The following is a 14,278-nucleotide window of genomic DNA, read 5'->3' as shown; positions in this document are numbered from 1 at the left end:
TTCCTTAACTAGGAAAACACAGTTGCACGACAGTTCAAGAATTTCACTTGATTCCACACAGAAAGAAGAAGTCTTTCAGAATTAATTTGAGTATATTAGTAATGCGCAAATATAATCATTAATATAAGAAATGTAACTTATAAGTTAGAAAATGAATTGGCTTCGATTTTAAATTTCAAAAAATAGGATTCAAATATTAGCAATTCTTTTTTATCTTTTGTAAAATAATAAAACCAATCTTGAAGTTGCATGATATCTGCAGGAATAAGTATTTTTAAGGCTTTTTGCAATTCTTTCGAAAAAAGATTCAAATTGAAACTTACTTTTTCAAGAATAAATATTGTATAATCTAACATATTGTATTTTTATTAAAAAAAGGCTGTCTAAAGAATTAGACAGCCTTTCTAACTAAACAAAAAAAAATAAACAAAGTCTAGCTATCTAAAACTATCTCACGCCACATTTATATTAAAATGATGTCGTGCTATTAGCCTGATAAACAAACTTAAAAGTATAATGACGCCCTACAGATGTTGCTGCATCTGGATTTGCAGGAGTGTCTTTGTAATAGCTTAAAATTTCAAATTTAGCATATTTCCCGTTGTGTGTTTTTACTACAAATACTTTTCCGGCAAGAGGAGTAACAATATTAGTCGCACCGTTATAATTGTACCAACCATTACCGCTCCCTATTGGAATTGCGTAGCTAGAATTTGCGTCTTGTCTAAAAGTATCTGCCGCAGGAAATGCAGTAACACCACTTAATGTATTGTTAGCAATACTTACAGCACCCATACCAGTTCTAGATGGCTCTCCTGCAATACCAATTGCAGCACCTCCGTTTACAAGAATGGTTGTACCTCGAAAAGCAACATCCCAATTATCGTTTGTTACAACAGCATTTTCAGAGAAACTAAATTTAGTAAATTCGCCCGATACAGGTCCAAACGACATACCTACTTGTGGTGCATTAAGGTTTGAAACCGTCTTTACTTCTAATGTAGTAATTTGTGGTTGCGGAGTAAGAACAGCAGTAGCAGGTTCGTCTTTACTACAAGAAGACACGAAAATTGTTAGTGCTAAAACTGCAACTTTAAAAAAATGATTTTTCATAATGAAAGTGTTAAAATATAAATGTTAATTAAAAATTTGTTTTTTAAATACAATGCCTTTCCAGCGATTGTATTCGTAGGCTATTAGCCAAATATTTACGGCTAGAATAAGAGAAACTTCGACCAACTCTGCGATTTCGTTTCTTTCGAGAAAAAGATGAAATAAAAAAATGTTAATCGTTATAGGAAGTGCCATAATTTCGCCTAATAAACCAAAGACCTGACTAACAATTAGCAAGCCAAAAAGAATATCGACTGCGCCCAAAAATTGCCAAAAATAATTTGTTTGCTTCATTCCGAAGAGGTAATTTTCCATCTTCAAAACCTCAACGTTTTCAGTAGTTAATGTTCCTTTTTTAACTTGTTCTATCTGACTTGTTGCTAGCGGCATAGGTTTATCAAATTTAGATACGCCTCCTAAAAGCAGCATACCTCCTAAAAATAATCGAAGAAAAAGGTTTACAACGCCAAATATTCTTGTTCGTGCGATAGTTTTCGACATAAAATAAAGTATTAAATTGATTAAAAATTAAATTGCAATTTTCCGAAAATTTGCCTTCCTGAAAGATTACTTATTTCCTTTGGATTGGTATAATCTAAAAGGTTATTAGCTCCTACTTGAAAAGAAAATTTTTCTTTTATTTGTTTTGATATTGATACGTTTGTTATAAAATAACCCTTAACAAAATCATCATATACATCTAATATCTGATTGTTATTGGTATCGAATAATCCGTATTTACTTCTATAAAAAACACGCAAATTAATATCTGTTTTTATTTTCGGAATCATGTATAAAAACTTAACATTTGCAGTGTGCTTGGAACGATTAAATAGTCCGAAATAAGCTACTTTATTAATTTTAATAGTTTCTAAAGTTTGAGAATCACGTATATATTGATGGGTTTCGAAATCATCAATAACCGATTTGTCTTTAGCTATTAGATACTGATAACCCAATGAAATTTTTAAATTATTAGAAAAACTATAAGCCGAATTAAATTCCGTTCCGTAAGTAAAAATTTTGCCTACATTATAATAACTAAAAACATTTTGTCCAGTATATTTTATGGCAATAGCTCTTGTATCTATTAAATTAGAAATAGCGTTATAAAAAGCATTAACCTCTATTTTTAATTTACTTCTTTGGTAAAATATTCCTAAATTAAAATTTAAAGAGCTTTCTGGTTTCAAAGGATTATCAAAAGAAATATCTTTTATTCGTTTTAAAATTTGACCTTGATTGTCTAAAGCATTCAATCTAGTATCTGCCACGTTATACCCCAAAACGGTATAACCAACGGACGAATTAGTAAAATCGAAATATAACTGACGGAAATCTGGCGCTTTAAATCCGTATCCTACAGCTGTTTTTAAAGATAAATGATCTGTAACTTTATAATTTATGGCAATTTTAGGACTTAATTGTGATTTGTATTGATTGTGATTATCGTACCTAAAGCCAGCTAAAATATTCCACTTTTTAGACGGATTGTAATCATATTGTAGGAATCCGTATTGCGAATTAAAGTTTGCATTAATCCCAAAATAAGTTCTATCTAATGTTTCGTGGTTTATCCCAATTCCGGCTGTTAGCTTGTTATTATTTATAGAAAAAGTAGTTCTAATTTCGGGACGAATAAGCCATTGGTCATAAAAACTCTCTTCAAATAATATGTTTTTTGAATTATTAAGAAACGCATCTGTTTTGTAATTAGTTAGATAAATTTCGTACTCAGAATTTATCTTAGAATTCCAATTGTGTTCTAATTTTATTTGAGAATTCCATTCGTTTATTACCGCATCACCTTGGTAATTTTTATTATTAATTATAGTCTTATTATCTTGTTTTTGATGATAAAAACGTGTACCAACTATCAGTTTCAATTTATCTGAAAAGTCATAATATAATTTGGGTTGAATTGTTGTATTATAATATGGTTCGACTGTTTGCAAACTGTTTTTCTTATCTAAATCATAACCATTGGTATCAAAATAATTGGTAAAAAAACTTCCCGAGAATTTCTTCTTTTTCCAAACAAAGTTAGCAGTAGCATCATGTGTGTTAAAGCTAGCGTAACGATAGGAAAGATTGCCCGAAAAATGATCGGATTTTGGTTTTTTGGTAATAATGTTTATAACACCAGCCAAGGCTTCGGATCCGTATAATGATGACGATGCTCCTTTTACAATTTCAATCCTATCTATATTCCCTACACTAATTCGAGATAGGTCTAAAGTTCCCGCACTTCGCCCCACAAGTGGCACACCATCAATTAGGATTAAAGTATAAGCAGCATCTAATCCTTGCACCTGAATTCCTTCTGCGCCACCAAAATCTGGAACGGTAATTAAACCTGTTTGTTCGGTAAGAATTTCATTTAATCTAGAAATACCTGCTTTAGAAATATCTGCCGAAGTAATTATAGAGATTGGTAATGGCAAAGAAGAAAGTTGTCTTTCTGTTCTGGTTGCCGTTATTACAACATCATTTAATGTGGCAACTTTTACACTATCAGACAATTGCTTTTCCTGAGAAAACCCCACAAACGAAAGCAGTAACAAGTGCAAACCAAAAGCTTTATTTATAACCATTCTTAATTATTTTCTGCAAATATATGTCCTTATTTTTAATTGTTCTAAATAAATGTAATATATTTGCATAAAAATTTCAATACTAAAACATAACATTATGAAAATCAAAACAATTCTATTCTCGACGTCTATTATCCTAATTGGTTTCTCGGCAAAAAGTCAAGATTCGAAAAAACAAGAAGACATAAAAGCAATTAAATCGATGTGTGGTTGCTATGAAGTAAAGTTTAACTTTAGCGAAACTTTTAATTATTCGAAAGACAGTATAAACTACAAACCATCGAAAACAAAACATGATTCAGGCCTAGAATGGGTCGAATTATTAGAGGATCAACCTAACAAAATAGCCTTACAACATTTGCTAATTGTGGGAGAAAAAGAGGATGATATCGTAAAACACTGGAGACAAGATTGGGAGTTTGAGAATACAAATTTTTATGAATTTTATAAAGATTTAACTTGGAAGTTTAAAACCTTATCTAAAAAAGAGGTAAAAGGGCAATGGACACAAAAAGTATATCAAGTAGATGATAGCCCAAGGTACGAAGGTACCGCAACTTGGATTCATGCAGACAACAGACATTTTTGGCAAAACATTACAGATGCTCCTTTGCCAAGACGTGAACACACTATTCGTAATGACTACAATGTTTTGAAACGTAATAACACCCACGAAATAACTAATTTTGGATGGATACACAATCAAGATAACGACAAAATAGTGCGTGCCAACAATCAGAAAGATTTTTTACTTGCGCAAGAAAAAGGTTACGATGTATATACTAAAGTAGATGATTCGAAATGTATTATAGCACAAAACTATTGGAAAAAAAACAATGGTCTTTGGAAAAAATTAAGAGACAAATGGGAATTGGTTTTTGCTAAAAACAAAGACTTATCTCTCGAGAAAGCAGTAGATAACCAACCTTTATTTGTGAAACTTTTTTCATTAAAACCTGACACTCCAAGAGAAGAAGTAAACAAAATTATTGATAGTTACATTATAAAATAAATGTTATGTGTAAATTTCTAAACACGAGTTTAAATGGAAATTTGATCCAATGTACAAGTTCAGAAAATTTCCAATTATCATACAAGAATTTGACCTTTAGCTTAACGCCTTTCGAATTAGAGAGCTTTAAAATTTATTTGTCTAAGATTGATGTTAGCTATTGGGAAAAAGAATACGAAAACTCTATCTATGAGAAAAAAATTCCGATTCCTACTTTACAAACCAACCTTATGCTACTAATTGATAGATTCGAATTATATGAACTTATAGATTTACTAAATCTAAAACAAAGGAACGTTTATTTATCTGTGGAAGATATTAAATACACTATGATTTTAAATTAAAGCTTTGGCTTGGTTTTAAAAAAAAATCCGCCTCATATAAAAATGAGACGGATTTTTTTGTTTTCACCTCTTAAAAAGAGATCATTCTTAAATAACAAAAAAGTAATGTGCAATTAAAAATTACATTCTCTCCGGAACATCAATCCCTAAAAGCGTGAATGCTGTTTTTATAGTATCGGCAACTTTTTTAGACAACTGAACTCTGAACACTTTTTTGTCATTATCTTCTTCTCCAAGAATAGAAACTGTTTGGTAAAACGAGTTGTATTCTTTTACTAAATCGTAAATATAATTTGCTATTAATGCTGGACTGTGATTGGCAGCAGCATGCTGAATTACTTCGGGATACATTTCTATTTGCTTGATAAGTTCTTTTTCTTTTGGATGCAATTTAGTCGAAATTGTAACTGTAATATCAAAATTTGCTTTGCGTAAAATAGATTGAATACGGGCGTAAGTATATTGAATAAATGGCCCTGTATTTCCTGCAAAATCTACAGATTCTTCAGGATTAAACATCATCGATTTTTTAGGATCTACTTTAAGTATATAATACTTGAGTGCACCCAAACCAATAGTTTTATATAATATTGCTTTTTCTTCTTCTGAATAACTTTCAAGCTTTCCTAAATCTTCTGATAATTTCTGGGCTGTGCTGGTCATTTCTTCCATCAAATCATCGGCATCTACGACTGTTCCTTCTCGAGATTTCATTTTGCCAGAAGGTAGTTCGACCATTCCGTATGATAAATGATATAGGCTAGATGCCCAATCGAATCCTAGTTTTTTTAGTATTAAAAACAAAACGCGAAAGTGATAATCCTGCTCATTACCCACTGTATAAACCATACCGCCAACATCTGAAAAATCTTTAACACGCTGAATGGCTGTTCCTATGTCTTGTGTCATATAAACTGCTGTTCCGTCAGAACGAAGTACAATTTTACGATCTAGTCCGTCTTGTGTCAAATCTATCCAAACAGAACCGTCTGGATCTTTTTCGAAAACACCTTTATCTAATCCTATTTGTACTACTTCCTTTCCTAATAAATAGGTGTTACTTTCGTAATAATAAGAATCGAAATTAACTCCTAAATTTTTGTATGTTGTTGCAAAACCGTCATAAACCCATTGGTTCATGGTTTTCCAGAGTGTAATTACTGCTGGCTTTCCTGCTTCCCAATCGAGTAGCATTTGTTGTGCTTCGATAATAATTGGGGCTTGTTTTTTAGCTTCTTCTTCGGTTTTTCCTTGCAACATTAATTCGGCTATTTCAACTTTGTAAGCTTTATCGAAGGCAACATAATATTTACCTACTAATTTATCGCCTTTTAAACCAGAAGTTTCTGGTGTTTCTGAGTGTCCAAATTTCTGCCAAGCGAGCATCGATTTGCAAATATGAATTCCTCTATCGTTGATAATTTGAGTTTTATATACTTTTTTACCCGAAGCTTTTATAATTTCGGCAACAGAATAGCCTAAAAGATTATTACGAACGTGACCTAAATGTAATGGTTTGTTTGTGTTTGGCGAAGAATATTCGACCATAATGGCTTTGTCATGTTCGCTTGGAGATACAAAACCAAATTGTGCATCGGTCTTTATTGTGTTGAAGAAATTAATATAATAATCATTAGCGATTACAATATTTAAAAAACCTGAAACTACATTAAAAGCTTCTACTTGGGCTACATTTTCGACTAAATAGTTTCCAATTTTATTTCCTAAATCGGCTGGATTTAGCTTTGCACCGTTCGGTGTTGCCTGGGGTGTTTTTATTAATTTTAATAAAGGAAAGATAACCATTGTAATATCGCCATCAAATTCTTTCCTTGTTGATTGAAATTCTATTTTTTCGATTGTAAGGTCGAAAAGTTGATGAATTGCGGTTTTGATACTTGGATTTAGAATTTCTTGTAGTGACATTTTTACTTTTATTTTTTTTGAAGTTCAAAGATACTATTTAATTGGAAAAAAATAAGTAAATTTATATCATTACAGTTTATTTGAATTTCTTGAAAATGTTTTTACAAAAATAGTTTTCGCTATTTTTTGTTTTAACAAAGCTCCTCCTTAGCAAAAAAAAAACGTTCTTAATCAGTCTTTTACATTCATTTATTGTCTATCACTTTAATTGTTTACCTATGAAAAAAGTCATACTACTATCGTTTTTACTGTTTTCAGTCGTTGGATTTTCGCAAGTAATCACTGTAAATACAAGTACTTATACCATAGATGGTTTAGTAAAAACTGTACTTACAAACAATAGCCCTTGCTTAAGCATAAATAATGTGAGCTCAAGGACTGGAACAAATTTTGGATCTACAAATGGTATTGGCTATTTTACAAATACAAATCCGGCTTTTCCTTTGCAAAATGGCGTAATCCTAACTACGGGAAATGTAATGAATGCCCCTGGTCCAAATAATACTGTTTTAAGCGACGGAACGCTAGCTTGGGCTGGAGATTCTGACCTAGAAATGGCTCTTGCATTAGCTGGAATAACTATAGTTTCTAAAAACGCCACTGTTTTAGAATTTGATTTTAAACCTCTTTCGCCCAATTTTAATTTTAATTTTTTATTTGCCTCCGAAGAATATGGTAATTACCAATGTTTTTCGCCAGATGCGTTTGCCTTTTTATTAAAAAATAACACAACAGGTGTAACTAAAAATCTTGCAGTTATTCCTAGTACTACCATACCAATATCTGTTCAAACCATTAGAAACAGTATTTACAACCCCTCTTGCTCTTCAAACAATTCTAATTATTTTGGATTGTTTAATGATGGCACAGCGGCAACGGCGGCAGTAACAAACTACAATGGACAAACGGTGGTTATGAATGCCTATGCTACAAACTTATCAACAACAGATACCTATCACATAAAACTAGTTATTGCCGACGGGGTTAATGACAATAAAATTGATTCGGCTGTATTTTTAGGTGGTGGTAGTTTCGATTTTGGTCAAGATGTTTTAGGTCCAGATCTAACCATTGCAAACGGAACCGCACCATGTAATAACAATAACACAAACCAACCTTATACGATATATTCAGGATTAGATCCTAATTTATTTGATTTTGTATGGAAAGATATAAATGGCATTCCTATTCCCGGAGAAACAGACCCTAACCTCACTATTAATGAGTCTGGTACTTACCTACTAACATATTATGTACAATCGACAAGTTGTGAAGTAGCTACCAATAATATTGTCATTGAATATAATATACCTATTAGTACTCCCGACCCCATAAACTTATACAAATGCAACAATGGTTCTGCGAATTATACTTTCGATTTAGCAACAAACACGCCAATAGTTGGTCTAGGTTCAAATTACCTAATAAGTTATTATGCACTTCAAAATGAAGCAAATGCAGGCAATACCTCCCCGCTACCAACTAGTTATACCGTGGCTTCGGCAAGTTTGCCTAAAACCATTTGGATACGCATACAAAACCTAACAACTGGATGTTATTATTCTAAATCATTTATTTTAGAGCTTACCCCTAGTCCTATTGCAAATTTTCCTGCTAATATGCTAGAATGCGAAACTATCTCAGAATCTGGTCGAGCTGATTTCTATTTAGGAAATATAGCACAAACAAATACCGTTTTAGGCGCTCAATCGTCTAGCATTTACGGTATTTCGTATCATCTCACTGCTACCGATGCTGCCTCTGGCGCAAACCCCATTAATACAGCCATAGCTTTTAATTCAGGTAATGCAACTATATATATTGCCGTTTATGTGAAGACAGAACCTAGTTGCTCGAGTATCATAAATTTTAATTTAATTGTAAATACAAAACCTATTATTGAAGACAAACCAGATCAGTTTGTATGTGCCAGTTACTACTTACCTGCTCTAACACCTGCTTTAGGAAATTACTATTCTGGAATAAATGGGACAGGTACATTATATGCTATTGGTCATCAAGTAAGCATAAGTCAGCTTATTTACATTTATTACCAAAATCCCACAACAGGCTGTAATGCTCAAACAGATTTTCAGGTAACCATTGTAAAAGAACAAGACTTAACACCAGGAAACGTAACCGCTTGCGACAGCTATCCTTTACCTAACTATCCCTATCTTGGCACTCGCTATTTTACTAATGCAGGTGGACCAATAAATGGCAATACCGAATTGTTTCCGCCACCAACAGGAATGCCTATTACAAGTTTAGGAGTTACTACAATACATGTATATTATCAATCGCCAACTGATCCTACCTGTATTATATTTACAAGTTTTACGGTTACAATTAGCAAAACACCTACCATAACGGGGAGCTATCCTAACTTATTCGACTGTACAGTCGTTAATTCGTTACAACCTATAAGCACAGATATTGGAACTGCAAAATATTATACTTTAGCTATTCCAACTGGTATTTATACTCCAGTCGTATTACCTATAACAACTAACACAACAGTATATTTATTTGCAGAAAACAACAATTGCAAAACCCCCATATTAAACTTCTCGGTAGTAATAGGAACAGATAGTTTCCTTGACAATACCGATAGCTGTGGTCCTTATAATTTAGCAGCTCCGCTTGTTGGAGAATACCGCACACAAGCCAATGGAGGCGGAACAATAATTACCCCTAGACTCATAAACACTACTACTACAATATTTCACTATGTAGCTGGTGCGCCTTGTACTTACAATTACTCATTTACGATTAGAATTATAAAACCAACCCTAACTGCTCCAGCACCAGAAACTAGATGCAATTTATATACACTACCCGTAAATTTAGAGGGGGGTACTTATTACACTTTATCAGGCGGACCAACAACACCCCTAAACACACAACTTGCTGTAGGACATATTATTACAAACACAACAACTCTATATATTTACAAAGAATCTACAACTGCATTATTACCAATTTGCTATAACGAACAACCTTGGACAATTACTATAAACCAAAAACCAGCATTAGCTCCTATAGCAACAGAATATACAGTATGTTACGATTTTACCATTATAAACCAACCACCTGTAGGAAATTATTACCACAAACCGCACAACCCCCTTATACCCCAAACTCCTATAGCACTACCCTACACCATTTTTCAGGAAAATACGCCTAGTAATTTAGAAACAATATATATTTACGCCGAAAATCCGAATGATGCGTCTTGCAATAGTGAAACCTCATTTATTATCAAATTTGATGGCGTTGCGATTACCAATGAAATGAAAAAAGACAGATATGCTTGCGATACTTACACTTTACCTACACTACCTACAAATTTTTATTACTATACCGCCACAGGAGGACCACACGGCACAGGTAGTATTGTAACCCAACAAACTTATACAACCTCGACCTCAGCACCTATTTTTATTTATACAGAAACCAATGTACATCAGATTTGTTCCGATGAAACCTCCTTTAATATTATTATTAATAAAACACCCACCGCTTATCCTGTAAATGTGATAGAAAAATGTGACACCTTTAAATTAAATGATGGCATTTTCGAATTTGATTTAACCCAAAGCGAAACAGAAGTTTTAGGAACCCAAACACCAACAACAGATTATTCTATTACATATTACACTTCGCTGGCTGAAGCTAACAATCCAAACGCTATTCCAATTCCCAATTCAACAACATACAAAAATAATAATCCAAACAATGATAGCGTTTGGATAAGAGTAAGCAAAAACAATAATATCCCAATTACTTCTTGTTTTGCAATAACAGAATTAAAACTAAAAGTAGATCTTTTGCCTAATCCGCAATTAAATCCCGAATATTTTATCTGCAAAGATCACAAAACAGGAACTTTATTAAATTTCGTAACCCTAAACACTGAACTATCTAACCCAAATTATACTTATACCTGGACACTAGACAATGCACCTTATGCTGCAAACACAAGTGTTATTACAACAAATAAAGTTGGAGCCTACTCTGTAACAGTTACAGACACCTCTACAATTCTAAACTGTCCTAAAACCATAACCACAAAAATTACGCTATACGAACCTTATATTACTTTCGATTATAGCGATGCGTTCGAAAATTCGACTTATATCACTGTAAACGTTTTAGGAGCTGGTTCAGGAAATTATGAATATCAATTAGATAATGGTTTGTACCAAAGTAGTAATATCTTTTACAACATTTATCCAGGCGAACACACCATTTCGGCAAGAGACAAAAACGAACATTGTGCTCCTTCTCCAGTAAAAGCAATTATTATAAATTATCCTAAATTCTTTACCCCAAATGGTGATGGTTACAATGAAACTTGGAATATTCCAAATTTGAAAATTACAAACCCAAATGCAATGATATTTATTTTTGACAGATTTGGAAAACTAATCAAGCAAATGACCCCAACAAGCGATGGCTGGAACGGAACCTATAACGAACAACCATTGCCCGCAACCGACTATTGGTTTACAATAAATTATAACGAAAAAGAAACTTCTAAAATATTTAAATCACATTTTACCCTTAAAAGATAACTAAACATAAAAGCCTCGATACATACAATTATCGGGGCTTTTTTGTTAAACTTATCTTAAAAACGTAACAAAAAACCAATCTAGCAGTCTAGTAAGCACTGCTATCGAAGTAGTTTAAAAAAATCATCATCAAAAAAAATCATGAAAATTAAAATCCTAATCCTGATTACTTTATTAAATTTTACTTTTGTAAAAGCTCAAAATTCTGTTCCTGAAACTAAAAATTCAGGCAGTATTTCTGGAAAAGTAATAGACAAGAAAACAAATGAAGTTATCCCTTACGCATCGATAACTATAAAAGACGGTACAAAAATTATATCTGGTGCTATTACAAAAGAAAACGGAATCTTTAGCATTACAAATTTAGCATTACAAGAACTAACCGTCGAAGTTCAGTTTATAGGCTACAAAAAACAAGTTAACAATATTACCTTAACCACCCAAAATAAAAACATTACACTAAAAACAATCGCTCTAGAAGAAGAAGCAACGCAACTCAACGAAGTTTCTATCGTAAAAGAACGCTCTAGCATCGAGCAAAAAATAGACAGAAAAATAGTAACCGTTGGCAAAGATTTAATTGCTTCTGGAACAACCGCTTCAGAAATAATGAACAATATCCCTACGGTAAGTATAGATCCGCAGACCAAAGAATTAAGTTTAAGAGGAAATACTAATGTAAAAGTTCTAGTAGATGGCAAACCCACAAATATTAGTGCAACACAATTATTACAACAAATCCCATCTTCATCTATCAAACAAATTGAACTCATTACAAATCCTTCGGCAAAATATAGCCCTGAAGGCATGAGTGGAATTATTAATATTATTTTGCACAAAAATGCAAATACTGGTTTTAATGGCAGTATAAATTCTGGTGTAACTTTTGGAAAAACACCAAAATTAAATACCGCTTTAAACCTAAATTATAAAATAGGCAAAGTAAATATTTATACTAATTATGGATTAAACCACGGAAAAAACAAAAACCATGGCTACATAAACAGTTTTAGACCAATGTTAGAAAATGAGCAACAATTTGAATTTGATAATTTAAATACCTCTCATTTATTAAAATTAGGCTTAGATTATTATATTAACGACAAAAATACATTCTCGATATATACTAACCAAAATATTACCAACGGAAGCGGTTATGGCCTTACAGATATAAATTATATTAACGCCACAAATAGCGATTCAAGCCAATTATTCAAATCTAAATCTGATGAAAATACGCAAACCTATGATTTAGATTTTAAACACGATTTTACTAAAAAAGGAGAGAATATAGAATTTCAGGTTAATGTTTCTAATACAAAAGATAAAGAAAATACTAATTACGATTTAACCCAATTCAATCCAATATCTAGTGCCTTAAAAACAAACATTATTCACGGAAAAACAAATTACATTCAGTTTAATGCTGATTATGTAAACCCATTAACCGAAACTACAAAGTTAGAAGTTGGTTTAGAAACTAGAATTCAAAATACAGAAAATAATTTTGACGAATCTACAAACAAACCTACTACATTTAATTCGACAACAACAAATAACGCCTTTACCTTCAACCGAAACATTACGGCATTATATACCAATTATAGCAAGCAATGGGAAAAATGGAGCGGACAGGTTGGTATTCGCATCGAAAATTATACCATCGATGGAGATTTCCAGAGAAATGAAAACGCTATAAACCCAACAAAAAAATTTAACGGAAATCAAACCATAAAAGACAATATCTTGTCCTTTTACCCATCGGCATTTTTTACTTATGCAGCGAGCGAAAAAAACGCATTCAATTTTAATTATTCAAGACGTGTAGACAGACCAAGTATAGAACAAATAAGTCCTATTAGAGAATGGACAACACCTCTTGTAGAATCTAGAGGAAACCCAGAATTAAAACCACAATTTACCCATTCGTTTGAGATAAATTATACCCGTACCACAAAAATTGGATCTATTACCTCTGGGGTTTTCTACCGACAAATAAATAGTGAAATTAGCAGATCTATATATAAAAACCCAAGCAATAACAACCAAGATATCCTTTCTTATGCCAATTTTAATAGTAATAATGCTTACGGAATTGAAACCTCAGCAAATTTAAAATTTACAAAATGGTGGTCTGCAAATGCAAGTGCCGATGCTTATTTTAAAACCGTAAGAGGAACCGTAGAAAATGCAATTAGTGGTTTACAAGAAAAAGCGGCAATAGATGTAATAAGTTTTAATGCTCGTTTAAACCAAACATTTTCAGCAACAAAAAATCTAAAAATTAATTTATTCGGAATGTATCGTGGTCGTGATTTAGGATTACAATTTGAGAGAAGCCCAATGTATAAGGCAGACATAGGAGCTACTTATACTGTCCTAAAAGGAAAAGGAAGTATTACAGGAAGATTAAATGATGTTTTTAATACCATGCATTTTCAGTTTGACTCAAGTATCCCTTACAAACAAACGGGTGCTTTTTATTGGGAAAGCAGAACAGTTTATATAGGATTAAATTATATGTTTGGTGGCGGAAAAAACAAAGCACTACAACGCAAACAACGTGATGAAAACGAAACCCAAAGCGGTGGCGGATTATTATAAAAAGCAAAAGCTCCAAATTTCTTTGGAGCTTTTTTTATAAACTATTTTTAAAATATTAATTTTTAAGTTTGGTTATTCGCACAAAACTTATAATACCATTTAAAGTTT

General features: G+C 32.3%; 9 protein-coding genes. 4 read left to right on the top strand and 5 right to left on the bottom strand.

The genetic code is table 11. The features are described 5' to 3' along the window. Positions 1-137 precede the first annotated feature (137 nt). The 4 genes from B0A57_RS07275 to B0A57_RS07260 form a co-directional block, all read right to left on the bottom strand. Complete coding sequence (locus B0A57_RS07275) at positions 138-356, bottom strand: hypothetical protein (RefSeq protein ID WP_034097618.1); 219 nt, start codon at positions 354-356, stop codon at positions 138-140. 112 nt (positions 357-468) lie between these two features. Next, complete coding sequence (locus B0A57_RS07270; RefSeq protein WP_011963611.1) at positions 469-1,113, bottom strand: HmuY family protein; 645 nt, start codon at positions 1,111-1,113, stop codon at positions 469-471. A gap of 24 nt (positions 1,114-1,137) precedes the next feature. After that, positions 1,138-1,614 (bottom strand): DoxX family membrane protein, encoded by a 477-nt coding sequence (locus B0A57_RS07265; RefSeq protein WP_011963612.1) that lies wholly within the window; start codon positions 1,612-1,614, stop codon positions 1,138-1,140. Between the two features lie 20 nt (positions 1,615-1,634). Next, positions 1,635-3,707 (bottom strand): TonB-dependent receptor plug domain-containing protein, encoded by a 2,073-nt coding sequence (locus B0A57_RS07260; RefSeq protein ID WP_011963613.1) that lies wholly within the window; start codon positions 3,705-3,707, stop codon positions 1,635-1,637. 97 nt (positions 3,708-3,804) lie between these two features. On the opposite strand from B0A57_RS07260, the gene B0A57_RS07255 reads away from it, so the two are divergent. Together B0A57_RS07255 and B0A57_RS07250 are read left to right on the top strand one after the other, a co-directional pair. After that, entirely contained in the window at positions 3,805-4,719 is a 915-nt protein-coding gene (locus B0A57_RS07255; protein WP_011963614.1) for a DUF6607 family protein, read from the top strand. A 5-nt stretch (positions 4,720-4,724) separates the two neighbouring features. Continuing rightward, entirely contained in the window at positions 4,725-5,063 is a 339-nt protein-coding gene (locus tag B0A57_RS07250; protein ID WP_011963615.1) for a DUF6686 family protein, read from the top strand. A 120-nt stretch (positions 5,064-5,183) separates the two neighbouring features. Here B0A57_RS07250 and argS read toward each other — a convergent pair whose 3' ends face one another. After that, positions 5,184-6,989, bottom strand: coding sequence for an arginine--tRNA ligase (gene argS / locus B0A57_RS07245; protein ID WP_034097615.1), 1,806 nt, complete (start codon positions 6,987-6,989; stop codon positions 5,184-5,186). 218 nt (positions 6,990-7,207) lie between these two features. Here argS and B0A57_RS07240 point away from each other — a divergent pair, with 218 nt between their 5' ends. Together B0A57_RS07240 and B0A57_RS07235 are read left to right on the top strand one after the other, a co-directional pair. Further along, on the top strand, positions 7,208-11,566 hold the full coding sequence (locus B0A57_RS07240; RefSeq protein ID WP_034097613.1) for a T9SS type B sorting domain-containing protein: 4,359 nt from the start codon (positions 7,208-7,210) through the stop codon (positions 11,564-11,566). A 141-nt stretch (positions 11,567-11,707) separates the two neighbouring features. Beyond that, a complete protein-coding gene (locus B0A57_RS07235) occupies positions 11,708-14,170 on the top strand; it encodes an outer membrane beta-barrel family protein (protein WP_011963618.1) in 2,463 nt (820 codons plus the stop codon). The last annotated feature ends 108 nt before the right edge of the window (positions 14,171-14,278 follow it).

The sequence above is a fragment of the Flavobacterium psychrophilum DSM 3660 = ATCC 49418 genome, from assembly GCF_002217405.1.
Taxonomy (GTDB): Bacteria; Bacteroidota; Bacteroidia; order Flavobacteriales; family Flavobacteriaceae; genus Flavobacterium; species Flavobacterium psychrophilum.
This window is presented reverse-complemented; position numbering and strand designations above follow the sequence as displayed.